Consider the following 21852-nt stretch of genomic DNA (forward strand, 5'->3'; position numbering starts at 1 on the left):
GGCCTACGACGCGACCAAGGGTTAATGTGCGCGGCGTTGAGCCTTATATAGACTGTGCCCCGGTTCACACACTTGAGCCAAATTGTCCTTCATGACCGCTGGCCGCGGCATGATTTAGCCAGGCGTCCAACCGTGGGCCTGGCCTGTTCTGAGGAGTATGCATGGCTGTCTACAACTACGACGTGGTAGTACTGGGTTCCGGCCCGGCTGGAGAAGGTGCGGCGATGAATGCCGCGAAGGCAGGGCGCAAGGTGGCGATGGTCGATAGCCGTCGTCAGGTCGGCGGTAACTGCACCCACCTGGGTACCATCCCGTCCAAGGCCTTGCGTCACTCAGTACGCCAGATCATGCAGTTCAACACCAACCCGATGTTCCGGGCCATTGGCGAGCCGCGTTGGTTTTCGTTCCCGGACGTGCTGAAAAGCGCGGAAAAAGTCATCTCCAAACAGGTGGCGTCGCGGACCGGCTATTACGCCCGTAACCGTGTCGACCTGTTCTTCGGCACCGGCAGCTTCGCCGACGAGCAAACCATCGAAGTGGTCTGCCCCAACGGTGTGGTCGAGAAGCTGGTGGCCAAGCACATCATCATCGCCACCGGGTCGCGCCCGTATCGCCCGGTGGATCTCGATTTCCACCACCCGCGTATCTACGATAGCGATACCATCCTCAGCCTGGGCCACACCCCGCGCAAACTGATCATCTATGGCGCCGGCGTGATCGGCTGCGAATACGCCTCGATCTTCAGCGGCCTGGGTGTGCTGGTAGAGCTGGTGGACAATCGCGAGCAGTTGCTGAGTTTCCTCGACTCGGAAATTTCCCAGGCGTTGAGTTACCACTTCAGTAACAACAACATCACCGTGCGCCACAACGAAGAGTACGAGCGGGTCGAAGGCCTGGACAACGGTGTGATCCTGCACCTCAAGTCCGGCAAGAAGATCAAGGCCGACGCTTTGCTGTGGTGCAACGGCCGTACCGGTAACACCGACAAGCTGGGCATGGAAAATGTCGGGGTCAAGGTCAACAGCCGTGGCCAGATCGAAGTGGACGAGAACTATCGCACCTGTGTGCCGAATATCTACGGTGCCGGTGACGTGATCGGCTGGCCAAGCCTGGCCAGCGCTGCTCATGACCAGGGCCGTTCGGCCGCTGGCAGCATTGTCGACAATGGCAGCTGGCGCTATGTGAACGACGTGCCGACCGGTATCTATACGATTCCGGAGATCAGCTCGATCGGTAAGAACGAACACGAACTGACCAAGGCCAAGGTGCCTTACGAAGTGGGCAAGGCGTTCTTCAAGAGCATGGCGCGTGCGCAGATCGCCGGTGAGCCGCAAGGCATGCTGAAGATTCTGTTCCACCGTGAAACTCTGGAAGTCCTCGGCGTGCATTGCTTCGGCTACCAGGCTTCGGAGATCGTCCACATCGGCCAGGCCATCATGAACCAGCCGGGCGAGCAAAATACCCTCAAGTATTTCGTCAACACCACGTTCAACTACCCGACCATGGCCGAAGCCTATCGCGTAGCGGCCTACGACGGCCTCAACCGGCTTTTTTGAGCGGCTCCGGCCGGTGGCCTGAGCCGGCCGGGGAGACCGATTTCAGTAATTCTCGAGGGTGGCAGTGGCCAAACCGGGAAAGTCTGTAATCAGGCTATCTACGCCGAAGTCGGCGAGCCTGCGCATCAGCGCAGGTTCGTTGACTGTCCACACCGACACGTGCAATCCCTGGCGCTGGGCTTTTTCCAGACGTTCGGGGGTACACAGCGTCCAGTTCAACGCCAGATACTCACAGCCGTAGTTTTGCGCGACCTTCAGCGGGTCGAGCCAGGCGTATTCGGCCACCAGCCCGCGCGACAGGTCCGGGGTGAGTTCCACGGCCGCTTTCAACACTTCCCGTGAGCTTGAGGTCACTGTGACCTTGTCCATGATGCCGAAACGCACGGCCATTTCCCGAATCGCCAGCACGGTGGTCGCGGCGCGGGTGCGCGAGGCGCTTTTGACTTCCAGTTGCCAGTGATCGAAGTCGCACTTTTCGAACAGCTCTTCCAGGCGCGGGATCGGGCAGGGGTTGACCCAGCCAGGGCCGCCCTTGCGTGCGTCCATCTTCATCAGGTCCGCTGCCGAATACTCGACGACTTTGCCGCGCCGGTCGGCGGTGCGCTTGAGGGTCGGGTCGTGGATGACCATCAGTTCGCCGTCCATGGACAGGTGCAAATCCAGTTCGCAACGGCGTACACCGTGCTTGAGGCACTGCTGGAAGCTGGTCAGGGTGTTTTCCGGTGCTTCGCCTTTGGCACCGCGGTGGCCGTAGATCAGGGTCACAGTTGCTCCTTTACGCCAGGTCGTCTGGCGGGGTGAATACGAATTCAGGTGTCTGGGGCGTCGCTCTGTTCCCGCGCCAGACGCCGTTCCTGCGCCTGTTTCTGCAGGATGTAGCGCGCCAGCAATTGGCGTTGGGCGTCGGTCATGGATTCGAATTCCGTGCCGATGGCAAACGCGGCGCCCTTGGCATCGCAATGGGTGACCCGGGCCCGCAGCAACAGGCCCAGCGCCTGGGGCATCAGCACCAGCTTGACCGCCAGGTGGGCACCGAGTGCCAGGGCGGTTGGGTGCTGGAAGTCGATGCCACCTTCGGAAATGATCACCGGCTGCGGGGCGCCGACTTCGTCCAGCAGGCCGCGCGCCATGATCTGGCTGAGCAGATCCAGGCGTTTGTTCTGGACTCTGAGGAGGGCCGCCAGGCTGCGATCTTTCTCGCTGAGCTGGCGTAACAGGTGCTGGGCTTCGAATTCGCTCAGGTGCAGTTCACTGAGCAGGTTGAACAGCGGCGAATCATCCAGTAGCACTTCCTTGCTCGCCGCTTCGGGGGCGGACAGGCTTTTGATTTGAAGTGCGATCATGTCGTCGATACGGTAGTATTCGCGGCGTTCTTCTTCATCTAATGTCGACATGGCGAACCCAAAGTAGCGGTAATGGTCTGAGTGTAAGGCTGCTTACCAGACCCCGCCACCGGGACGTCTTCTTTTCCTCCGAACAAGCCCCGACATGTTCAGACCTCTCTTCGTATTTATTGGCACGCGTTATACCCGTGCAAAGCGTCGCAATCATTTTGTGTCGTTCATTTCCTTGACCTCGATGATCGGTCTCGCCCTTGGCGTGGTCGTGATGATCGTGGTGCTGTCGGTGATGAACGGCTTCGATCATGAGATGCGCACCCGCGTGCTGGGCATGGTGCCCCACGCGACCATCGAGTCGGGTGAACCGATCAGCGACTGGCAAAGCCTGGCCGACAAGGTCAAGCAGAATCCCAAGGTCGTGGCCGTGGCGCCGTTCACCCAGATGCAAGGGTTGCTGACCCATGACGGCAAGGTGCAGAAAATCCTGCTCAACGCCATCGACCCGGTTCAGGAGCGCAAAGTCTCGATCATCGACAAGTTCATGCTGCAGGGCAAACTTGACGACCTGACGCCCGGCAGCTTTGGCATCGTGATCGGCGACAAAGCCGCGGCCAAGCTCGGCGTGGGCATCGGCGACAAGCTGACCTTCGTCGCCCCGGAAGTCACCGTGACCCCGGCCGGCATGTTCCCGCGCATGAAACGCTTTACCGTGGTCGGCACCTTCCACGTCGGCGCCGGCGAGATCGACGGCTACCTTGGCCTGACCAACCTCACCGACCTCGCGCGCCTGCATCGCTGGAAGCCGGACCAGGTGCAGGGCCTGCGCCTGAAGTTCAACGACTTGTTCGACGCCCCGCGCGGCGCCTGGGAAATCGCCCAGCACCTGGGTGAAAGCCAGTTCTACGCCCGCGACTGGACCCGTACCCACGGCAACCTATACCAGGCCATCCGCATGGAAAAAGCCATGATCGGCCTGCTGTTGTTGCTGATCGTCGCCGTCGCAGCCTTCAACATCATCTCCACCCTGGTGATGGTGGTGAACGACAAGAAGGGTGACATCGCCATCCTGCGCACCCTGGGTGCTACGCCTGGGCAGATCATGGCGATCTTCATGGTGCAGGGGACGGTGATCGGCGTGGTCGGCACCTTGATCGGCACCGCAGTGGGCATTCTGGCTGCGCTCAATGTCAGCGCGGCCATCGCTGGCCTCGAAACCCTGATCGGCCACAAGTTTCTCAACGCCGACGTCTACTTCATCGACTACTTACCGTCCCAGGTTCAGGCCCAGGACGTGCTGATGGTGGGCGGCGCCGCGTTGGTCCTGAGTTTCCTTGCCACCCTGTATCCAGCCTGGCGCGCGGCACGTACCCAGCCAGCACAGGCCTTACGTTATGAGTGAATCGGGCATGAGTGAAAAAGCAATCCTGAGCTGCCGCAACCTGGGCAAATCCTACGAGGAAGGCCCGGAATCGGTAGTGGTGTTGTCCAACCTGCAACTTGAGCTGCACCCCGGCGAGCGCGTGGCGATCGTCGGCAGTTCCGGTTCCGGCAAAAGTACCTTGCTCAACCTGTTGGGCGGCCTCGATACGCCGTCCCAGGGCAGCGTGTGGCTGGCGGGCGAAGAACTGTCGGCCCTCGGTGAAAAGGCCCGTGGCCAACTGCGCAACCGTTCGTTGGGTTTCGTGTACCAGTTCCACCACCTGTTGCCGGAGTTCACCGCCCTGGAAAACGTGTGCATGCCGCTGCTGATCGGCAAGACCGCGATCCCGGAGGCGCGCCAGCGTGCCAAAGCCTTGCTGGAGCGCGTCGGCCTCGGTCACCGCCTGGAGCACAAACCGGCCGAATTGTCCGGCGGTGAGCGCCAGCGTGTGGCGATTGCCCGCGCGCTGGTGAACAACCCGGGCCTGGTGATGCTCGACGAGCCGACCGGCAACCTCGATTCCCACACCGCCCAGGGCATCAAGGACTTGATGCTCGAACTGAGCACCCAGATGCGTACCGCGTTCCTGGTGGTGACCCATGACATGAGCATGGCCCGGCAGATGGACCGCGTATTGCACCTGCAGGAAGGTCATCTGGTCGCCATCTGACCTGTTTCAAGCCCGGGGCATGACGCCGGGCTTTTTCATTTTTTCAGGCGGTGCACGCGAATGTTCAGACCGTTATCGATTTTCATCGGCATGCGCTATACCCGCGCCAAGCGCCGTAACCGTTTTGTTTCGTTTATCTCGATGACCTCGATGATCGGCCTCGCCCTGGGCGTGCTGGCGATGATCGTGGTGTTGTCGGTGATGAATGGCTTTCAACGCGAAATGAGCTCGCGCATCCTCGGCATGGTGCCTCACGCCACCATCGTCGGTGTGAACCCGATCGACGATTGGCAGCCGGTAGCCGCGGCGGCGATGAAGAATCCCGAAGTGACCGCCGCAGTACCGTTCACGCAGATGGACGGCATGTTCTCCTACAAGGGCGCGATGCAGCCGATCGAGATCAGCGGCGTCGACCCGGCCCAGGAAGGCAAGGTGTCAATCGTGGCCCAGCATATCGTCCAGGGCAAACTCGAAGACTTGAAGCCCGGCGAGTTCGGCGTGGTGGTCGGCGAAATCACCGCACGGCGCTTTCGCCTGAACGTGGGCGACAAGCTGACCCTGATCGTCCCGGAAATCAGCAGCGCGCCGGGTGGCATCACCCCGCGTATGCAGCGATTGAACGTGGTCGGTATCTTCAAGGTCGGCGCCGAGCTGGACGGCTCCATGGCGTTGATCCATATGGCCGACGCCGCAGAAATTCAGCATTGGCAGCCGAACCAGGTGCAGAGCGTGCGCCTGGCGGTGAAAGACTTGTACGCGGCGCCCAAGGTTTCGGCGGATATCGCTGCCAGCCTTGGTGCGGCCTACAAGGCGGATGACTGGACCCATACCCAGGGCAGCCTGTTCAGCGCGATGAAGATGGAAAAAACCATGATCGGCCTGCTGTTGCTGATGATCGTCGCGGTGGCGGCGTTCAACATCATCGCCACGCTGATCATGGTGGTGAACGACAAGGGCGCGGACATCGCGATCCTGCGTACCATCGGCGCCACGCCACGGCAGATCATGGCGATCTTCATGGTGCAGGGCACGGTGATCGGCATCGTCGGCACCCTGATCGGCGGCGTGCTGGGCGTGATTGCGGCGCTGAACGTCAGTGAACTGGTGGGGTGGCTGGAGCGGGTGAGCGGGCAGCATATCTTCAGTTCGGACGTGTATTTCGTCAGCAACCTGCCCTCGCAATTGCAGGGTGGGGATGTGCTGCTGATTTGCTCGGCCGGGTTTGTGTTGAGCTTTTTGGCGACGATTTATCCGGCGTATCGGGCGGCGAAGATCGAGCCGGCGCATGCCCTCAGGTATTCGTAGGATTTAAGACCGCTATCGGGAGCAAGCCCCTCCCACATTTTGATCTGTGAATACATTCAAAATGTGGGAGGGAGCTTGCTCCCGATAGCGCTGGCACTGCTTGCATCAAACTCCCTGTGGCAACTCGATCACAAACCGCGTCCACCCCGGCTCAGACTCGCAATAAATCCGCCCCCCATGCGCCCGCACAATTGACTGGGTAATCGCCAGCCCCAGCCCCGCGTGTTCACTGCTGCCTTCATGCCGCGCCGGGTCCGCCCGGTAGAAACGGTCGAACAATCGCGGTAACACCTCCGCCGGGATGCCTTCCCCGCTGTTCTCCACCGTCAGCGTCACGCCGTGTGCGCCTTCTGTCAGATGCACCCGCACCTCGCCGCCCGCCGGGGTAAAGCGCAGCGCGTTATCCAACAGGTTCGACAATGCCCGGCGCAACATGCCGCGGTCGCCGGTGGTGTGGGCCATACCCTCGCGCACCAGGCTGACGTGCGCGTCTTCCGCCAGCAAGACGAAGAACTCCAGCAGCGCGTCGACTTCATCCTCCAGCTTCAACGGTTCGCGCGTGGGCGCCAGCAGGCCGTGATCGGCCTTGGCCAGGTACAACATGTCGTTCACCAGTTGCGCCATCCATTGCAGCTCTTCCAGGTTGCTGTGCAGCGCCTCGCGGTAATCCTCCAGCGGGCGCGGTTGTGTGAGGATGACTTGGGTGTGGGTCAACAGGTTCGACAGGGGCGTGCGCAGTTCGTGGGCGATATCGGCGGAGAACGCCGAGAGGCGCTGGAACGCGTCGTCCAGTCGGCCCAGCATGGCGTTGAAGGCTTGGGCCAGTTCCGCCAGTTCCACCGGCATACCCTGCTCGGGCAAACGCTGGGTCAGGGAATGGGCCGACACGCCGGCCGCCACTTCACCCATGCGCCGCAACGGTCGCAGCCCGCTGCGCGCCGCCCAGGCGCCGAGCAGCGCGGTGGCCAGGGCCGAGAGGCTGACCGTGAGCCAGATCAAATGCTGCATACGTTGCAGGAAGTGTTGGTGGTGGGTGATGTCGAGCATCAGGCTCAGTTGCGGCGAGTCGGGTTGGCCCGGCCTTAACGGCGCGTTGTACACGCGGTACTCGGTGCCGGCGTTCTGCAGGCCGTGCAGGCCAGGCGATTCGGGCAGGCTGATGTTCGGTGCGCCGTCAAACCAGCGTTGGCCGGCGGCGGTGATGCGTAATGCGAGGTCAGGCTGGCGATTGAGCTCGGCGCGCAGTTGCGCTTCGCGTTGGGCGAATAACTGCAGCGAGTCGACGCCCTGCAAGGTGCTGCGCAGCGCCACCAGTTTGCTTTCGAGCAGTTGCTGGTCCAGTTCGACAAAATGCGCCTCGCTGGCCCGGTTGAACAGCACGCCGGCGAGCAACGAGACCACGGCGGTGCAGGCCGCAAACAGCAGGGCCAGGCGGCTGCTCAGGGACAGGTGCTTGATCAACTGCATCGTTCCTCCAGCACATAACCCATACCGCGCACGGTGTGGATCAGCTTATTGGGGAAGTTGTCGTCGACTTTCAGGCGCAGTCGGCGGATCGCCACTTCGATGATGTTGGTGTCGCTGTCGAAGTTCATGTCCCACACCTGGGACGCGATCAGCGACTTGGGCAGCACTTCGCCCTGGCGCCGCAGCAGCAGTTCGAGCAAGGCGAATTCCTTGGCGGTGAGGTCAATGCGCTGGCCGTCGCGTTCGACGCGGCGGCGGATCAGGTCCAGGCGCAGGTCGGCCAGTTGCAGGGCGGTTTCCTGCGGTGCGCTGCTGCCACGGCGCAACAGGCTGCGCACCCGTGCGAGCAGTTCGGAAAAGGCGAACGGCTTGACCAGGTAATCGTCGGCGCCCAGTTCCAGGCCGTGTACGCGGTCTTCCACGGCGTCGCGGGCGGTGAGAAACAGCACCGGGATGTCGAGTCCGGCGCTGCGCACGGCCTGGAGGATCTGCCAGCCATCGCGGCCGGGCAGCATCACATCGAGGATCAGCAGGTCGTAGTCGCCGGTCAGCGCCAAGTGTTGGCCGCTGGTGCCGTCGGCCACCAGTTCAGTGGTAAAGCCGGCCTCGGCCAGGCCTTGGCGCAGGTACTGGCCGGTTTTGGGTTGGTCTTCGACGATCAGCAGTTTCATGGGCAGCTCTTGGCAGCGGGTCACGTCGGGCTTTATACCGTGGTGGCCAGGGGAGGGGCGCAACCTGACAAAGTTGTAATCTAGCAGTCAGCTAGCTGGCAGGGGGGCAATCTTAGAGTTGTCCTCAGACTGATCCCACACCTTTGGAGAATTGAGATGGCATTGCGTACCCCCCTGTTGTTGGCAGGCTGCCTGTTGGCGTTGAGTGTCGGGGCAATGGCTGACACGGCCCACACCTATGCATTCGGCCAGCCGGCATCTGCCGATAAGGCCACGCGCACCGTGGAAGTGGTGCTGCAGGATATGTCCTTTTCGCCCAAGTCCCTGGATGTAAAGGCCGGTGAGACCGTGCGTTTTGTGCTGGTCAACAAAGGCCAGTTGCTCCACGAGTTCAACCTGGGCGATGCGGCCATGCATGCTGAGCATCAGAAGCAAATGATGCAGATGCAGTCGAGCGGCATGCTGAACGCCACCGGTATGGGCAAGATGGACCACGGCGCTATGGACCACGATGCTATGGGCAATATGGGCAATATGGGCAATATGGGCAATATGGGCAATATGGGCGGGATGAAACACGATGACCCCAACAGCGTACTGGTAGAACCCGGTAAAACCGCCGAGTTGACCTGGACGTTCACCAAGGCTTCCGGCCTTGAGTTTGCCTGCAATATTCCCGGGCATTACCAGGCGGGTATGGTCGGCAAGCTCAACGTCCATTGAGCCTGCGAGAGGGCGCGTGCTGTGTTTCTTAGGGGCGGGGGCAAAGGCTGGTAGAATGCTCGGGTTTATTTAGCCAGGTTTCCGCCATGCATCCCGCAGCCGAACATTCGCCGCTGGGCAAGTCCAGTGAATACATCAGCACCTACACCCCCTCGTTGCTGTTCCCGATCCCGCGCGCCGCGAAATGGGCCGAACTGGGCCTGAGCGCCGAGACCCTGCCTTACAAGGGCGTGGATTTCTGGAACTGCTTCGAACTGTCCTGGCTGCTGCCGTCGGGCAAGCCGGTGGTGGCCATCGGTGAGTTCAGCATTGCGGCCGACTCGCCGAATATCATCGAGTCCAAGTCCTTCAAGCTGTACCTCAACTCGCTGAACCAGACCGCGTTTGCCGATACGCAAAGCCTGGAGGCGACGTTGCGCAGCGACCTCAGCGCTGCTGCCGGCAAGCCGGTGGGCGTGCGCATCCGCAGCCTGGCCGAGGTTGAGGCCGAAGGCGTGATGGCGTTGCCGGGTGTGTGCATCGATGACCTGGATATCAGCGTCAGCAACTACGAACACCCGCGTCCGGAACTGCTGCGTTGCGATGACTCGCGGATTGTCGAGGAGAGCGTGCACAGCCACCTGCTCAAATCCAACTGCCCGGTCACCAGCCAGCCCGACTGGGGCAGCGTGGCGGTGCAATACCGCGGCGCACAGCTGGATCACGCCAGCCTGCTGGAATACCTGGTGAGCTTTCGCCAGCACTCGGACTTCCATGAACAGTGCGTGGAACGGATCTTCCTGGACTTGCAGCGCTTGCTGAAACCGGAGAAGTTGACGGTGTTTGCGCGTTATGTGCGGCGGGGTGGGCTGGATATCAACCCGTATCGCAGTACTGAGGATGTGCAGTTCCAAAACCTGCGCCTGGCGCGCCAGTAACCTTTACACAAAACCAATGTGGGAGGGGGCTTGCCCCCGATAGCGGAGTGTCAGTCACAGTCTCTGTGCCTGACCCACTGCAATCGGGGGCAAGCCCCCTCCCACATTTTGGTTCTGTGCTTGGCTGGGCTCGGGTTAAATGCCGATGTTGCCCAAGGTGATCACAATATTGCGCAATGTCCCGGCAATGCCCGGATGGTCCAACTCGAAACTTTCTACCGCCCGGTTCACATCATCAGCGATGCTCGGCGGCTGAGTGGCCGGTTCCAGTTCAAGTTGCACTTCAAACTTGGCAAGCAAGGCTTCCAGCGCTTCACGTTTTTCGGACGGCAGCGGTGGTTCTTGTTCCAGTTGCTCGCGCAGGATGTTGACCTGTTCTTGCAGTTTTTCGCGGGCAGGCATGGTGTTCTTCCTTTTATCGATAGGCACTGGCGTAGACCACGGCACGCCGAGAAAGGTCTACGAGAGGAGCTGTAGATTAATCTACCGGCGCCGTCTGTGCATGATCTCAATCAGGGCTTTTCGCCTTTGAGCTGGCGCAGGCTGATGTCCGCCAGGCAGGTACCGAGCTCGCCGAGGTGATCGATCACCGAATGCCCCCCCAACCCATACAGCGCCACGGTGGCCTTGCCGCGTTTGTATTCGCGCTGTTGCTCGGTCAGTGCCTGCCATTGCTCTGGCGCCAGGCCGCACAGCGAACCGCAGGACGCCAGGCCGATAGTCCACAGCCCAGCGTTCAGGCCCGATTGCAGCAGGCGCGGCTCGCCGCTGACCAGTACGCAGCCTTCCAGGCGTTCGATGTTCAATTCCATCAAGGCTTGCCAGCACGCATGGGGGGCGGGCCAGCGGATGGAAGAGGGCGACGCCGCCTTGAGCCAATCGGGCAGCGCAGCGGCCAGCGGGGTCGTCACCGAGGGCGGCAGTTCATCCAGCCAGGCGCAGGGCACGCCTTGTTCCTTGAGGCTGCGCAGGATCTTCAATGCTCCTGGCGTGGCTTCGGAATGCGGGGAGGGTGAATCGGTGCGCGCCTGGGAACCAAAATCCACCAGGCAGCCACTCAGGCCAAACAACACGGCGGTCAAGGTGGGGGCAGTGGCGATGGCTATCTCGGCGTGAGGCATTTCGACATCCCTGAAATAGCTGTGACGCTATCGGAGTGGCGTGACAAGTCCGTGACAGTTTGTAGGAATTTTGTACATTCTCCGTATGTCGTTTCCTGGCAGCTGCCTAAAAGGACACTTCCGTCATATACTGGCGCCTTATTCAGGGCATAGCGCCCATGACAGACTATTCAAGGAGCAAAAGCTATGCGCTGGAGCCACTACTTCGCTCAGTTTTCGGTGTGTGCCGTTATCCTGATGGCCCCTTTCGCCGCACAGGCCGCGTCGGAAGATGATCCATGGGAAAGCATCAACCGCCCGATCTTCACCTTCAACGACACCGTTGATACCTACGCCCTCAAACCATTGGCCCAAGGCTATCAGTTTGTGACCCCGCAATTCGTGCAGGACGGCGTGCACAACTTCTTCCGCAATATCGGCGATGTCGGCAACCTGGCCAACAACGTGCTGCAACTCAAGCCACACGCGGCCGGCGTGGATACTGCCCGCCTGTTGATGAACACCACCTTCGGCGTGCTGGGCTTTATCGACGTCGGCACCAAAATGGGGCTGCAACGCAGCGATGAAGACTTCGGCCAAACCCTCGGTTACTGGGGCGTCGGCAGCGGTCCTTACGTGATGCTGCCGCTGCTGGGTCCAAGCACCTTGCGCGACGCGCCGTCCAAATACGTGGACAGCTACACCCAACCGTACCGCTACATGAACGACATCGGCTGGCGCAACAGCACCTTTGGCCTGAACATTGTCGACACCCGTGCCAGCCTGCTCGACAGCGAGAAGCTGATCACTGGCGACAAGTACACCTTCATTCGCAACGCCTACCTGCAGAACCGCGAGTTCAAGGTCAAGGATGGGAAGGTCGTCGACGACTTCTAAGTCCAGACGTCTTGAAACGAAAAAGGCGACCGCGTGGTCGCCTTTTTTGTGCGCGGGTATTAGCGCATTTTCAGGATCTTCAGCCCCAAATGTTGTTTTTCGCCCTCGTTCTTCGCCCATACCACCTGGGTGTCCGCTTCCAGGCCCGTGAGGGCGGCATGTTCCGACTCGATGCGCACGGTCAGCAGATCGCCCACCGTGAACTGGCGAGGTGCCTGCACTTGCATGCCGGAGCTGGAAAGGTCCACGCAAACCCCGTCAATTTCCTGCCCGGCGTGGATCAAAGAGACATCGGCATTCACTCGCATGCGGATGAAATCGCGCTTTTCAGCGTAGTCGCGCTCGTGTTCGCTCACAGCTTCCATCCTTACTTTGTGTTGTGGTGATGGCTGTTCTTATAACTCCCTGTGATTTGCGATGTAAAGACGCCCGGCGACCATCGGCATGAGCTTGAAACCCCTGACGGATGGGAGTACCGTCTGCGCCTTAGAAGGGCACCTCTGCTTTACCGTTGTGCGTGGGCAAAAAGCCTATGCTTTGTAGGACAGAGAGGCTAGAAAGCGAATCCAGTAGCGTGAGCACGGCCATTGCCGAGCCGCCTACGCCAACCTAATTCTGGCGCCGTTTGCCCACATGCCAAAAACCAGTGCCACGCTGCTGATAATCGATGACGACGAAGTAGTGCGCGCAAGCCTTGCGGCCTATTTGGAAGACAGTGGCTTCAGCGTCCTGCAGGCCAGCAATGGCCAACAGGGTCTCCAGGTATTCGAGCGCGATAAGCCCGACCTCGTGATCTGCGATCTGCGCATGCCCCAGATGGGCGGCCTCGAGCTGATTCGCCAGGTGACCGAGCTTGCTCCGCAGACGCCGGTGATCGTCGTGTCTGGTGCCGGGGTGATGAACGATGCCGTCGAGGCCCTGCGCCTGGGCGCCGCCGACTACCTGATCAAGCCCCTGCAAGACCTGGCGGTGCTGGAGCACTCGGTGCGCCGAGCCCTGGATCGTGCACGCCTACTGGTGGAAAACCAGCGCTACCGCGAAAAGCTCGAAACCGCCAACCGCGAACTCGAAGCCAGCCTGAACCTGCTCCAGGAAGACCAGAACGCCGGTCGCCAGGTGCAGATGAACATGCTGCCGGTCAGCCCGTGGACCATCGATGAGTTCAAGTTTGCGCACCAGATCATCCCGTCGCTGTACCTGTCGGGTGATTTTGTCGACTATTTCCGCGTAGATGAGCGGCGGGTGGCGTTTTATCTGGCCGACGTGTCCGGCCATGGCGCGTCCTCGGCATTTGTCACCGTGTTGTTGAAGTTCATGACCACACGGCTGTTGTTCGAATCCAAGCGCAATGGCACCTTGCCGGAGTTCACCCCCTCCGAGGTGCTGGGCCACATCAACCGAGGTCTGATCAGCTGCAAGCTGGGCAAGCACGTGACGATGGTGGGTGGTGTGATTGATGAAGAAACCGGTCTTTTGACCTACAGCATCGGCGGTCACCTGCCGATGCCGGTTTTATACACTCCTGACAGTGTGCGCTACCTGGAAGGGCGTGGTCTGCCCGTCGGCTTGTTCAATGAAGCCACCTACGAAGACCACATCCTGGAGCTGCCGCCGACCTTCAGCCTGACGCTGATGTCCGATGGCATCCTCGACCTTCTTCCAGAGCCTACACTCAAAGAGAAAGAAGCCGCCTTGCCCCAACGGGTCAAGTCGGCGGGCGGCAGCCTGGATGGCCTGCGGCAGGTTTTTGGATTGGCCACGCTAGGGGAGATGCCGGATGATATCGCCCTATTGGTGTTGAGCAGGAATCTTTGATGAGTACCGGAAGAATCCAATTCGCCGAGCAAGACGGGACCTTCGTCCTGAAGTTTGTCGGTGAAGTGCGCCTGACCTTGTGTTCGGCGCTGGATGCAACGATTGAGCGGATTTTCACAGCACTGAATTTCTCGGCGATCGTGATCGATCTGACCGAAACCCGCAGCATCGATAGCACCACCCTTGGGTTGTTGGCCAAGTTGTCCATTCTGTCTCGGCAGAAGGTCGGCCTGTTGCCCACTGTCGTCACCACCCACGAAGACATCACCCGTCTGCTGCAGTCCATGGGCTTCGATCAAGTGTTCAACATCGTTGACCGCCCGATCCCCTGCCCGGAATGCCTGACCGACCTGCCGTCCCAGGATCAGTCCGAGGAAATCGTGCGGATCAAGGTGCTGGAAGCGCACAAAATCCTGATGGGCTTGAACGAGTCCAATCGCGAAGCCTTCCACGACCTCGTCAACGCCCTCGAACGCCACTGACCTCACTCTCCAAGTGTGGGAGGGGGCTTGCTCCCGATGCCGGTGGGCCAGCTACAGATTTGCTGACTGATGCACCGCCATCGGGGGCAAGCCCCCTCCCACATTTGACACTGAAAAAAAGGGCGGCACCCTCACAGGTGCCGCCCTTTTTGCTGCCGCCGCTTTTACAGCTTGGCAGACAACAACGCTTCGAGCTTCTCTTGGTCGCGGGCAAACTGACGAATCCCCTCGGCCAGCTTCTCAGTCGCCATCGCATCCTCGTTGGACTCCCAACGGAACTGCGCTTCAGTCAGATGCATCCGCGCTTCACCGGCATGGCCTGGCGACAGCTTGCGCTCCAGCTTGCCGGTATCGGCCGCCAGTTTCTCCAGCAGGTCCGGGCTGATCGTCAGGCGATCACAGCCGGCCAGCTCTTCGATCTGGCTCAGGTTGCGGAAGCTTGCACCCATCACCACGGTCTTGTAGTCATTGGCCTTGTAGTAGTTGTAGATGCGCGTCACCGACTGCACGCCGGGATCATCGGCGCCGGTGTAGTCGTTGCCGTTGGCTTTCTTGTACCAGTCGTAGATACGGCCCACGAACGGCGAAATCAGGAACACACCCGCTTCGGCACAGGCCACGGCCTGGGCGAAGGAGAACAGCAGGGTCAGGTTGGTCTGGATGCCTTCTTTTTCCAGCTTCTCCGCCGCGCGGATGCCTTCCCAGGTGGACGCGATCTTGATCAGCACGCGATCACGGCCAACCCCGGCTTTGTCGTACAGGTCGATCAGACGGTGCGCACGCTTGAGTACGGCGTCAGTGTCGAACGACAGGCGTGCATCCACCTCGGTAGAGATACGGCCGGGCACCACTTTCAAGATTTCTTGACCCACCGCCACCGCAAAACGGTCACTGGCCAGGCCAACATCACCGTTGCAGTCCTTCACGCATTCATCCAGCAACTTGGCATAGCCCGGAATCGACGCGGCCTTGAGCAGCAGGGAAGGGTTGGTGGTGGCATCTTGCGGCTTGAGATTGGCGAGGGCCGCGAAATCGCCGGTATCGGCGACGACGGTAGTGAACTGTTTGAGTTGTTCCAGCTTGGAAGTCATGGGCGTGCTCTGTCCTATGGGTCTGATGACATTACCCGAGCGCTGGCAGGCGCTCAAGGGCGCAAATGCGTTCGATCGTTTGCGAGGGCAACAACCTGAAAACAGCCGTTTGAATGACTGGCCTTGCTGCTAAATAGGAGGGCAAGATCGCCCGCAGGTTCAACCCAACAGCCCAATGAACACCGCGATAAACACGTGGGCGCCGGTTTCACCGGCCCTCCAGCAACCCGGCCGCCTGATCCAGCAACGCCAACGGATCACTCGCTTTATGAATATCCACCGACAGCAACTGCCTGAACTTGCGCGCCCCAGGGAAACCCGTGCCCAACCCCAGCACATGCCGCGTAATGTGATGCATCGAGCCACCGCTCGCCAAATGCTCCGCGATATAAGGCCGCAACTGCGCCAACGCCTCTGCCCGACTGATCACCGGCCGCGCACTGCCGAACAACTGCTGATCCACCTCCGCCAGCACATACGGATTGTGATAAGCCTCCCGGCCCAGCATCACCCCGTCAAACGTCTGCAGATGCTCTTGGCACTGTTCCAGCGTCTTGATCCCGCCGTTGAGAATAATCTCCAGCTCGGCAAAATCCCGCTTCAACTGCGCCGCCACGTCATAACGCAACGGCGGAATGTCGCGATTCTCCTTCGGCGACAACCCCTCCAGAATCGCAATCCGCGCATGCACGGTAAAACTGGTACACCCCGCGTCCTTCACCTGCCCGACGAAATCGCACAGTTGCGCATAACTGTCCCGCCCATTGATCCCGATACGGTGCTTCACCGTCACCGGAATCGACACCGCATCGCGCATCGCCTTCACACAATCGGCGACCAACGCCGGATGGCCCATCAGGCACGCGCCGATCATATTGTTCTGCACCCGATCGCTGGGGCAGCCAACGTTGAGGTTCACTTCATCGTAACCGGCCGCCTCGGCCATACGGGCACAGGCGGCCAGATCGGCGGGAACACTGCCGCCCAGTTGGAGGGCGAGCGGGTGCTCGGCCTCGCTGTGGCGCAGGAAGCGCTCGTGATCGCCGTGGAGGATCGCGCCGGTGGTGACCATCTCGGTGTAGAGTAGGGCGTGTTTGGAGAGTAGGCGTAGGAAGAACCGGCAGTGGCGGTCGGTCCAGTCCATCATGGGTGCGACGGAGAAGCGGCGGGAGAAGGGGGTGGTTTGTAGGGGCATGAGGGATCTGAGTTTGCGGGGCGAATGGGGCGTAGTTTATCAGGGATGGATCTTGGGTGTGCTGGAGGCGTGTTCCGCGGCATTCACCACTTCGAACGGGGACGTTGCCGCGTGTGGAATACGCCGAGGATCTGCAGACGATCACCGCGTATGCGATAAGGGATCAGATAAGACCAATTGGGGACTGCCCATTCGCGCGTGTTTGTGACCCGACCTTCACGGCCCATAGAGGGAAACTGCGCCAGTTTGTCGACGCTGGCGAAAATGGCATCGGAGAAGTCGTCAGCTGCTTTTGGGTTTTCGAGAGCTATATAGTTTGCTTCGTCTTCCAGATTTTTGAGTGCTTTTTCAAGCCACTCAACCCGCATTCCGGCTCCAGCGCCTGGCGCGCATGGCTGCTACCTGGTCATCGGTGGCAAATTTGCCCTGGTCGGCTTCTTTCACCGCCAGCTCGATTTGAGCGGTTAGCGTTTTTTCGTGCTCGATGTAGTCGCGGAGGACGTCCATCGCCAGGTAGGTCGCAGTCTGGCCGTTGGTTTTGGCCAGGTCGGCGAGAGAGTTGGACAGGTCTTCCGGCAGGTTTAGGGATATCCCGGTCATGACAGCCTCGAAGGTGGAAGGTTATGGAGCATCTTACACCGTGGAACGCTGGGCTGAATCAGCAGGTCGTCGTGAGGTGTGGCTGGGCTTTTACTCTGCCAGCTCGAAGCCGGGTGCCGGGTATCGTAGTCTGACTTCGATATCGGCAAAATAATTAGCAGGTGATGAGGCGGCTTTTTGCTGTTTGGTAATTAGCTTTTTTTCAGATGTTATAAATAAATCTGTCCCCTTTTCGCCATATGGATTTCGTAGGCCATAGGTGACTCCTTCTGGCCGGTTTCTGCCTGTCGTGACCGGTAGAAGTCGATCCATAGCGAACGCTCGCCACGAACGGCTGAGTCTTCAGGCACGTCCCCTCTAGCGTACAATTCAGCCGATCAGGTTGAGCTGTGTCACTGATAGACACCTCGCGTAGATACCGAAAAAATTGAAGCCCTTCGTAGTCCACCTACTGGGACCAATCTGCCAACAGCACCTTTGCCCATCACACGGCACTACGATTGCGTACACCAAACCTCATGGCTCACACAAAAACCGAGAACTCCCACGTGCCAAGCAACTTCTTCATGCGCGCCCGAATTTACAGTTTTCTGGTGCAAAAAAAACTGTCTCCCATCAAAAAACTTTTTTCACTGGCTGTATGGAGCACCCTATCAACCGTCACCCTTGCAGCTTTCGCAGTGAAAGTGTCGATCGATCAACTGGACGCGAACAACACAACGTCAGCCAAAGGGGTTTACAAAGACTATTTGAGTCTTGCCTTGGCGAACCCAGAGTACGCGGGTGCCTCCTACCCTTTGTACGCCCCCCGATACAGCCACTTCAAATACGGATCCAATCAGCGAGAGGCATACGAGTTTTTCGTTTCACTGTTGCTGCACTCGGTCGACGAAATACTGAGCACACCGGAGAAGAAGCACTGGAGAAAAACATTGATAATGCAACTCTCGTATCACGCGTTGTATTTGAACACTCGAGAGTTTGGTTCGGAATCATATTTGTGTGAAACCCGAGACCTTGTCGTACTAGGCATCGAAGCGTATGCCGAGAGCCAATATGAATACAGCTCGGCTATGAATCCTATAAGGCTCGATAAAAAAATACGGTGCACAGAACAGGAGTGGAGGAAGGAGGAGAGCGAACAAAATGAGTGAGGGCAGCATTTTCGGTTATTCAAGGCCGATAAGCATCTGTTGGAGCTTACAGCCCAAGTTATTGCAACCAGCTTGGCGTTGAAGTTAGCTAGCACCGGACACTGTTCGCTTTATCAAAGAAGTAACGTTGGTACAAAAGTGGTACGCGGCTTTCAGGTCGGCTCTGTAGGGCAAGGAATACGTGGCCTACAGGATTAGCAGTTCCAATCCATCATCGGCGCGACAGAGAAACTGCGGGAAAGTGGACCTGTCTGTAGGGACATTGGCAATCTGAGTCAACGAGGCGAATGGCGTAGTTTAACGGGGATGTTTCTTAGGTGTCGGGGAGGTGTATACCGTGCTCTTCACCACTTCGAGCGGGGCGTTGCCATGTGTGGAATATGCCAGGAATATCGGTGAAATATCCCGCATTCTTCTCGACTTGCTCCTCAAACCTCCCGCCGCTAACCTCCTCAAGCCGCTGCCAATCCAGCGGCCGGAGGTGGAAGTCCGTATCGCTAAAGGCGTTTTAACTCCCGTCACTATTTGGAGCTTCGCCCATGCACAGCAACACGCCCAGTCTCTCTATTGATCGCGACCCTTCGCCCGTCGATACCAAGCTTCACGCCACAGCTCAATGTGCCATTGCTCGTGACTTGCCTCAATCCACCGACAATGCGCCTGACGAACACCCACCCCACAACCTATTCCTCGTCAGCCCCGACATAGACACCGAAACCCTCCTGGCCAACGCCTCCGAAAACCTCGCGTCCGCCAGCGAAATGGCCGCTACCGTGGCTTTCAACCTCGACGAGTCACAGCGCGCCATTGTCTTGGGTATTCAGCAACTGATCGACCTGAGCGCGCTACTCGTTGACCGAGCCCAGGACCAAGTCGCTCGTGTCATCAGCCCGGCTACAGCCTGACAATCGACCTCCGCCGCCTTACCCCAAGGCGGCAACCTGAACCCATTCTGTCTTCCGGCGAAGTTTCATCATTCCCTATGCCGTTGAGGCCTACGATCATCTCTATGGGAAACCCCCGAACCCACAGGGAACTGAAAAAATGATCTCGAACCTTGTCAAAGTCGTGATGATCGCCGGCGCGTTGCTGTTGAGCGCTTGTTCGTCGGATTCGTCGGGCGTGAGTCGCGACCCTTGTTTTGCAGGCGGATGCCAGGCGTTTGGTGACCACAGCCCCAGCAAGGCCGCCAAGATGAATTTTGGCGGCAGTGGGCTGGGGAGTCGTTATGGTGAGTACGGTTCGGGGTTGTTGCAGGATGACTGATGAGGTGGTGGGGCAGTCAGGGATGTGTTGATTGAACCGCCGCTATCGGGAGCAAGCCTCCTCCCACATGAGGGCCCCGGCGCGTGAAGCTGCATGCTATCAAATAGCTATGCCTGTGACTTCAGGTCGCGTCTGTCAGGCTTGACACTCACCCCGGTCAGCCCTGCCAAAACGCCTATTTTAGAGCTGTCAATTAGCCAAACAGCGCATGAGCGCCGGTTGGCGTGATATTCTGCGCGCCATCTTGGTCTAGTCTTTCTCCGGAACGTACACCCGTATACGTCCCGGCGGCTGGCTGTCGCCCAGGTAGCTGAAGCCAATAATGATAAGAAGTCAGCGCAGAAGGGACATAAAAGTGAGGTCGATACGTCGGCCTTGTGTGCCCACCCTGCGGTCCTTGAATGAATGTGCAAACCCCACGGTGCGTTGCCTGGCGCAGCGTGATCGAGGGTTCGCCAGGCTCAGGGGCAGTGGGGCGGATGGCGTTTTATCATAGGTGCTACTGATGTTTAAGAAAGTAAACACTGCCCTGCTGGGGTTGGCTTTGTCGATGGGGATCACGTCCGTTCACGCGCAAGAGGCAAAGAAAGTCGATGTGCTGCTGATCGGCGGCGGCATCATGAGTGCGACCCTGGGTGTCTGGCTTAACGAGCTGGAACCTAGCTGGTCGATGGAAATGGTCGAGCGCCTCGATGGCGTCGCCGAAGAAAGCTCCAACGGCTGGAACAACGCCGGTACCGGTCACTCGGCCCTGGCTGAGCTGAACTACACCCCGGAAGACAAGAACGGCAACGTTGAGATCCCGAAAGCGGTCGAAATCAACGAAGCGTTCCAGATCTCCCGTCAGTTCTGGTCCTGGCAGGTCCAGCAGGGCGTGCTGAAGAACCCGCGTTCGTTCATCAACTCCACACCGCACATGAGCTTTGTGTGGGGCGATGACAACATCAAGTTCCTGAAAAAGCGTTACGAAGCCTTGCAAGCGAGCCCGCTGTTCGCCGGCATGCAGTACTCCGAAGACCCGGCGCAGATCGCCAAGTGGGTTCCGTTGATGATGGAAGGGCGTGACCCGAACCAGAAAATCGCGGCCACCTGGAGCCCGCTGGGGACGGACATGAACTTCGGCGAGATCACCCGCCAGTTCGTCGCTCACCTGCAAACCACGCCGAAGTTCGACCTGAAACTGTCGAGCGAAGTGCAGGACATCACCCGTAACGCCGACGGTTCGTGGCGTGTGAGCTACAAAAACCTGAAAGACGGCAGCAAGACCGAAACCGACGCCAAGTTCGTGTTCATCGGCGCAGGCGGCGGTGCACTGCACCTGCTGCAAAAGTCGGGCATTCCTGAAGCCAAGGACTACGCTGCTTTCCCGGTTGGCGGTTCGTTCCTGGTGACCGATAACCCAACCATCGCCGAGCAGCACCTGGCCAAGGCCTACGGTAAGGCTTCGGTTGGCGCGCCACCGATGTCGGTGCCGCACCTGGACACCCGTGTGCTGGATGGCAAGCGCGTGATTCTGTTTGGCCCATTCGCGACCTTCTCGACCAAGTTCCTGAAAGAAGGCTCGTACCTGGACCTGCTGACCAGCACTACCACCCACAACATCTGGCCAATGACCAAAGTCGGTATTCGTGAATACCCGCTGGTCGAGTACCTTGCTGGCCAGTTGATGCTGTCGGATGACGACCGCTACAACGCCCTGAAAGAGTACTTCCCGAACGCCAAGCAATCCGACTGGCGCCTGTGGCAAGCCGGCCAGCGCGTGCAGATCATCAAGCGTGACGAAGAGCAGGGCGGCGTGCTGAAACTCGGCACCGAAGTGGTCAGCTCCGCTGACAACACCATCGCCGGCCTGTTGGGCGCATCGCCAGGCGCGTCGACCGCGGCGCCGATCATGCTGACCGTGCTGCAGAAAGTGTTCAAGGACAAGGTGGCGACCCCGGCCTGGCAGGAAAAACTGCATCAGATCGTGCCAAGCTATGGCACCAAGCTGAACGACAGTCCTGAGGCTGTTGCCAAAGAATGGGCCTACACCGCCGGTATCTTGCAACTGACCCCACCACCTGCGATTCCGCAGATGACCGCTCCCAAGGCCACCGAGGCTGCCAAGCCTGCGGCTGAGCCGAGCAAGCCGGCGTCTGATCTGGCGCTGTAAGAAACACCCAATAAAAAGCTCGCTGAACCGT

Annotated in this window: 25 protein-coding genes; 14 read left to right on the forward strand and 11 right to left on the reverse strand. The window is 59.5% G+C overall.

Annotated elements, in window-relative coordinates:
• Positions 1 to 161: 161 nt before the first annotated feature.
• A complete protein-coding gene (gene sthA / locus J2Y83_RS07310; protein WP_247399972.1) occupies positions 162 to 1556 on the forward strand; it encodes a Si-specific NAD(P)(+) transhydrogenase in 1395 nt (464 codons plus the stop codon).
• A gap of 42 nt (positions 1557 to 1598) precedes the next feature.
• Here the strand turns inward: sthA and J2Y83_RS07315 are convergent, their stop codons facing one another.
• Together J2Y83_RS07315 and J2Y83_RS07320 are read right to left on the reverse strand one after the other, a co-directional pair.
• Complete coding sequence (locus J2Y83_RS07315; RefSeq protein WP_247399974.1) at positions 1599 to 2321, reverse strand: glycerophosphodiester phosphodiesterase; 723 nt, start codon at positions 2319 to 2321, stop codon at positions 1599 to 1601.
• Positions 2322 to 2365: 44 nt separating this feature from the next.
• The gene (locus J2Y83_RS07320; RefSeq protein WP_253394140.1) at positions 2366 to 2950 is read right to left on the reverse strand and encodes a PilZ domain-containing protein; all 585 of its coding nucleotides are present in this window, start codon (positions 2948 to 2950) and stop codon (positions 2366 to 2368) included.
• A gap of 94 nt (positions 2951 to 3044) precedes the next feature.
• Here J2Y83_RS07320 and J2Y83_RS07325 point away from each other — a divergent pair, with 94 nt between their 5' ends.
• The 3 genes from J2Y83_RS07325 to J2Y83_RS07335 are packed head-to-tail and all read left to right on the forward strand — an operon-like array spanning position 3045 to position 6291.
• Positions 3045 to 4295, forward strand: a complete 1251-nt coding sequence (locus tag J2Y83_RS07325) for a lipoprotein-releasing ABC transporter permease subunit (protein ID WP_253394142.1) — start codon at positions 3045 to 3047, stop codon at positions 4293 to 4295.
• A 7-nt stretch (positions 4296 to 4302) separates the two neighbouring features.
• Positions 4303 to 4986 (forward strand): lipoprotein-releasing ABC transporter ATP-binding protein LolD, encoded by a 684-nt coding sequence (lolD, locus tag J2Y83_RS07330; RefSeq protein WP_017477213.1) that lies wholly within the window; start codon positions 4303 to 4305, stop codon positions 4984 to 4986.
• A gap of 60 nt (positions 4987 to 5046) precedes the next feature.
• Complete coding sequence (locus J2Y83_RS07335) at positions 5047 to 6291, forward strand: lipoprotein-releasing ABC transporter permease subunit (protein WP_247399980.1); 1245 nt, start codon at positions 5047 to 5049, stop codon at positions 6289 to 6291.
• A 105-nt stretch (positions 6292 to 6396) separates the two neighbouring features.
• Here J2Y83_RS07335 and J2Y83_RS07340 read toward each other — a convergent pair whose 3' ends face one another.
• Together J2Y83_RS07340 and J2Y83_RS07345 are read right to left on the reverse strand one after the other, a co-directional pair.
• Positions 6397 to 7752 (reverse strand): heavy metal sensor histidine kinase, encoded by a 1356-nt coding sequence (locus J2Y83_RS07340; RefSeq protein WP_253400354.1) that lies wholly within the window; start codon positions 7750 to 7752, stop codon positions 6397 to 6399.
• Positions 7749 to 8429, reverse strand: coding sequence for a heavy metal response regulator transcription factor (locus J2Y83_RS07345; RefSeq protein ID WP_253394144.1), 681 nt, complete (start codon positions 8427 to 8429; stop codon positions 7749 to 7751). Before J2Y83_RS07345 ends, J2Y83_RS07340 begins: the two co-directional genes overlap by 4 nt.
• Positions 8430 to 8585: 156 nt before the next feature.
• Here J2Y83_RS07345 and copI point away from each other — a divergent pair, with 156 nt between their 5' ends.
• Both copI and queF read left to right on the forward strand, forming a co-directional pair.
• Entirely contained in the window at positions 8586 to 9152 is a 567-nt protein-coding gene (copI, locus tag J2Y83_RS07350; protein ID WP_253394145.1) for a copper-resistant cuproprotein CopI, read from the forward strand.
• Between the two features lie 86 nt (positions 9153 to 9238).
• A complete protein-coding gene (gene queF, locus J2Y83_RS07355) occupies positions 9239 to 10069 on the forward strand; it encodes an NADPH-dependent 7-cyano-7-deazaguanine reductase QueF (protein WP_253394146.1) in 831 nt (276 codons plus the stop codon).
• Between the two features lie 135 nt (positions 10070 to 10204).
• Here the strand turns inward: queF and J2Y83_RS07360 are convergent, their stop codons facing one another.
• Entirely contained in the window at positions 10205 to 10471 is a 267-nt protein-coding gene (locus J2Y83_RS07360; protein WP_247402236.1) for a DUF4404 family protein, read from the reverse strand.
• A gap of 110 nt (positions 10472 to 10581) precedes the next feature.
• Positions 10582 to 11190 (reverse strand): HAD family phosphatase, encoded by a 609-nt coding sequence (locus tag J2Y83_RS07365; protein WP_253394147.1) that lies wholly within the window; start codon positions 11188 to 11190, stop codon positions 10582 to 10584.
• Between the two features lie 237 nt (positions 11191 to 11427).
• Here J2Y83_RS07365 and J2Y83_RS07370 point away from each other — a divergent pair, with 237 nt between their 5' ends.
• On the forward strand, positions 11428 to 12066 hold the full coding sequence (locus tag J2Y83_RS07370; protein ID WP_370737570.1) for an MlaA family lipoprotein: 639 nt from the start codon (positions 11428 to 11430) through the stop codon (positions 12064 to 12066).
• 59 nt (positions 12067 to 12125) lie between these two features.
• Here J2Y83_RS07370 and J2Y83_RS07375 read toward each other — a convergent pair whose 3' ends face one another.
• Entirely contained in the window at positions 12126 to 12422 is a 297-nt protein-coding gene (locus J2Y83_RS07375; RefSeq protein WP_253394148.1) for a PilZ domain-containing protein, read from the reverse strand.
• 277 nt (positions 12423 to 12699) lie between these two features.
• Between J2Y83_RS07375 and rssB the strand changes: the two genes are divergently transcribed.
• Positions 12700 to 13881 carry a two-component system response regulator RssB gene (rssB, locus tag J2Y83_RS07380; RefSeq protein WP_253394149.1) on the forward strand — a complete coding sequence of 394 codons (1182 nt, stop codon included), beginning with the start codon at positions 12700 to 12702 and terminating at the stop codon, positions 13879 to 13881.
• Entirely contained in the window at positions 13881 to 14363 is a 483-nt protein-coding gene (rssC, locus tag J2Y83_RS07385; RefSeq protein WP_017848891.1) for an anti-sigma factor antagonist RssC, read from the forward strand. The genes rssB and rssC overlap by 1 nt, the downstream gene beginning before the upstream one ends.
• 164 nt (positions 14364 to 14527) lie before the next feature.
• Here rssC and tal read toward each other — a convergent pair whose 3' ends face one another.
• From tal to J2Y83_RS07405, 4 genes are all read right to left on the reverse strand, one after another.
• The gene (gene tal / locus J2Y83_RS07390) at positions 14528 to 15454 is read right to left on the reverse strand and encodes a transaldolase (RefSeq protein WP_253394150.1); all 927 of its coding nucleotides are present in this window, start codon (positions 15452 to 15454) and stop codon (positions 14528 to 14530) included.
• 208 nt (positions 15455 to 15662) lie between these two features.
• Positions 15663 to 16649, reverse strand: a complete 987-nt coding sequence (dusA, locus tag J2Y83_RS07395; RefSeq protein WP_253394152.1) for a tRNA dihydrouridine(20/20a) synthase DusA — start codon at positions 16647 to 16649, stop codon at positions 15663 to 15665.
• Positions 16650 to 16732: 83 nt separating this feature from the next.
• Positions 16733 to 17017, reverse strand: a complete 285-nt coding sequence (locus tag J2Y83_RS07400; protein WP_017848888.1) for a type II toxin-antitoxin system RelE/ParE family toxin — start codon at positions 17015 to 17017, stop codon at positions 16733 to 16735.
• Positions 17007 to 17249 carry a CopG family ribbon-helix-helix protein gene (locus J2Y83_RS07405; protein WP_017848887.1) on the reverse strand — a complete coding sequence of 81 codons (243 nt, stop codon included), beginning with the start codon at positions 17247 to 17249 and terminating at the stop codon, positions 17007 to 17009. The genes J2Y83_RS07400 and J2Y83_RS07405 overlap by 11 nt, the downstream gene beginning before the upstream one ends.
• 548 nt (positions 17250 to 17797) lie before the next feature.
• Between J2Y83_RS07405 and J2Y83_RS07410 the strand changes: the two genes are divergently transcribed.
• From J2Y83_RS07410 to mqo, 5 genes are all read left to right on the forward strand, one after another.
• The gene (locus J2Y83_RS07410; RefSeq protein WP_128192163.1) at positions 17798 to 18403 is read left to right on the forward strand and encodes a hypothetical protein; all 606 of its coding nucleotides are present in this window, start codon (positions 17798 to 17800) and stop codon (positions 18401 to 18403) included.
• Positions 18404 to 18740: 337 nt separating this feature from the next.
• Positions 18741 to 18974, forward strand: coding sequence for a hypothetical protein (locus J2Y83_RS07415; RefSeq protein ID WP_128192164.1), 234 nt, complete (start codon positions 18741 to 18743; stop codon positions 18972 to 18974).
• Complete coding sequence (locus tag J2Y83_RS07420; RefSeq protein ID WP_253394154.1) at positions 18943 to 19308, forward strand: DUF6124 family protein; 366 nt, start codon at positions 18943 to 18945, stop codon at positions 19306 to 19308. Before J2Y83_RS07415 ends, J2Y83_RS07420 begins: the two co-directional genes overlap by 32 nt.
• Positions 19309 to 19447: 139 nt before the next feature.
• Positions 19448 to 19669: a hypothetical protein gene (locus J2Y83_RS07425; RefSeq protein WP_253394156.1), complete on the forward strand. Its 222-nt coding sequence runs from the start codon at positions 19448 to 19450 to the stop codon at positions 19667 to 19669.
• A gap of 505 nt (positions 19670 to 20174) precedes the next feature.
• A complete protein-coding gene (gene mqo, locus J2Y83_RS07430) occupies positions 20175 to 21821 on the forward strand; it encodes a malate dehydrogenase (quinone) (RefSeq protein ID WP_253394158.1) in 1647 nt (548 codons plus the stop codon).
• Positions 21822 to 21852 lie beyond the last annotated feature (31 nt).

This window comes from Pseudomonas marginalis, from assembly GCF_024169655.1.
Classification (GTDB): domain Bacteria; phylum Pseudomonadota; class Gammaproteobacteria; order Pseudomonadales; family Pseudomonadaceae; genus Aquipseudomonas; species Aquipseudomonas paraveronii.

Bases quoted from the DNA above. Each gene is read 5' to 3' on its own strand.
- copI (WP_253394145.1), top strand. From the start codon at position 8,586: ATGGCATTGCGTACCCCCCTGTTGTTGGCAGGCTGCCTGTTGGCGTTG.
- J2Y83_RS07365 (WP_253394147.1), bottom strand. From the start codon at position 11,190: ATGCCTCACGCCGAGATAGCCATCGCCACTGCCCCCACCTTGACCGCC.
- mqo (WP_253394158.1), top strand. From the start codon at position 20,175: ATGTTTAAGAAAGTAAACACTGCCCTGCTGGGGTTGGCTTTGTCGATG.
- J2Y83_RS07325 (WP_253394142.1), top strand. From the start codon at position 3,045: ATGTTCAGACCTCTCTTCGTATTTATTGGCACGCGTTATACCCGTGCA.
- rssB (WP_253394149.1), top strand. From the start codon at position 12,700: ATGCCAAAAACCAGTGCCACGCTGCTGATAATCGATGACGACGAAGTA.
- J2Y83_RS07400 (WP_017848888.1), bottom strand. From the start codon at position 17,017: ATGCGGGTTGAGTGGCTTGAAAAAGCACTCAAAAATCTGGAAGACGAA.
- J2Y83_RS07335 (WP_247399980.1), top strand. From the start codon at position 5,047: ATGTTCAGACCGTTATCGATTTTCATCGGCATGCGCTATACCCGCGCC.
- J2Y83_RS07425 (WP_253394156.1), top strand. From the start codon at position 19,448: ATGATCTCGAACCTTGTCAAAGTCGTGATGATCGCCGGCGCGTTGCTG.
- dusA (WP_253394152.1), bottom strand. From the start codon at position 16,649: ATGCCCCTACAAACCACCCCCTTCTCCCGCCGCTTCTCCGTCGCACCC.
- J2Y83_RS07405 (WP_017848887.1), bottom strand. From the start codon at position 17,249: ATGACCGGGATATCCCTAAACCTGCCGGAAGACCTGTCCAACTCTCTC.
- J2Y83_RS07360 (WP_247402236.1), bottom strand. From the start codon at position 10,471: ATGCCTGCCCGCGAAAAACTGCAAGAACAGGTCAACATCCTGCGCGAG.
- queF (WP_253394146.1), top strand. From the start codon at position 9,239: ATGCATCCCGCAGCCGAACATTCGCCGCTGGGCAAGTCCAGTGAATAC.
- tal (WP_253394150.1), bottom strand. From the start codon at position 15,454: ATGACTTCCAAGCTGGAACAACTCAAACAGTTCACTACCGTCGTCGCC.
- J2Y83_RS07345 (WP_253394144.1), bottom strand. From the start codon at position 8,429: ATGAAACTGCTGATCGTCGAAGACCAACCCAAAACCGGCCAGTACCTG.
- J2Y83_RS07370 (WP_370737570.1), top strand. From the start codon at position 11,428: ATGGCCCCTTTCGCCGCACAGGCCGCGTCGGAAGATGATCCATGGGAA.
- sthA (WP_247399972.1), top strand. From the start codon at position 162: ATGGCTGTCTACAACTACGACGTGGTAGTACTGGGTTCCGGCCCGGCT.
- lolD (WP_017477213.1), top strand. From the start codon at position 4,303: ATGAGTGAAAAAGCAATCCTGAGCTGCCGCAACCTGGGCAAATCCTAC.
- J2Y83_RS07420 (WP_253394154.1), top strand. From the start codon at position 18,943: ATGCACAGCAACACGCCCAGTCTCTCTATTGATCGCGACCCTTCGCCC.
- J2Y83_RS07320 (WP_253394140.1), bottom strand. From the start codon at position 2,950: ATGTCGACATTAGATGAAGAAGAACGCCGCGAATACTACCGTATCGAC.
- rssC (WP_017848891.1), top strand. From the start codon at position 13,881: ATGAGTACCGGAAGAATCCAATTCGCCGAGCAAGACGGGACCTTCGTC.